General features: G+C 65.3%; 1 pseudogene. It reads left to right on the plus strand.

Going from position 1 to position 855, the window contains the following annotated elements:
• Positions 1 to 7: 7 nt before the first annotated feature.
• Positions 8 to 855 (plus strand): annotated as a pseudogene (locus tag AO398_RS28070) (IS3 family transposase); the annotation flags it as partial.

An 855-nucleotide genomic window follows, 5' to 3' on the forward strand; every position in this document is an offset into this window, starting at 1 on the left:
GGATGCCATGCCTCGCAAACGCTTCACGAACGAACAGATCGCCTTTGCCCTTCGGCAGGCGGAGAACGGCGCGACGGTGGACGAGGTCTGCCGGAAGATGGGTGTGTCCGAGCCGACGTTCTACCGCTGGAAGAAGCAGTTCGTCGGCATGGGCGTGCCGGAGATCCGGCGGCTGAAGCAGCTGGAGGACGAGAACAGCAAGCTCAAACGATTGGTGGCCGACCTGACGCTGGACCGCTCGATGTTGCAGGATGTCCTGAAGCGAAAGTGGTAAGGCCCGGCGCTCGCCGTGAAGTCGCCGGCCACCTGCAGGTGGCCTACGGCATCAGCGAGCGTCGGGCCTGCCAGGCCACCGGTTTTGGCCGCTCGTCCCAGCGTTACAGGAAGCGCTCTGACCCGCAGGTTGCGCTGCGGATGCGGCTGAAGGAACTCGCTGCCGCGCGGGTGCGCTACGGCTACCGACGGCTGCATATCCTACTGCGACGGGAGGGCTGGGAGGTGAACCACAAGCGCACCTACCGGATCTATCGCGACGAGGGGCTGTCGATCCGGCCCAAGCTGCCCAAACGCAAACGGGCTTGGCGCTACCGGCAAGGGCGGCCGGCGATCGGCGGACCCAACGAGGTCTGGGCCATGGACTTCATGTCTGATCGCATCTTCGACGGACGTCCGTTCCGGATCCTGACGGTCGTCGATTGCCATACGCGAGAGGCGCTCTCGCTCACACCGAGAGCCAACTTCCGCGCCTTCCAGGTGACCGAGGCCCTGGACGCACTGGTGAAGCTCCGCGGTCGTCCAAAGAGCCTACGGGTGGACAATGGACCGGAGTTCGCCGGGCGCATGCTCGACCAGTGG

Source organism: Methylobacterium sp. GXS13 (assembly GCF_001455965.1).
Taxonomy (GTDB): Bacteria; Pseudomonadota; Alphaproteobacteria; order Rhizobiales; family Beijerinckiaceae; genus Methylobacterium.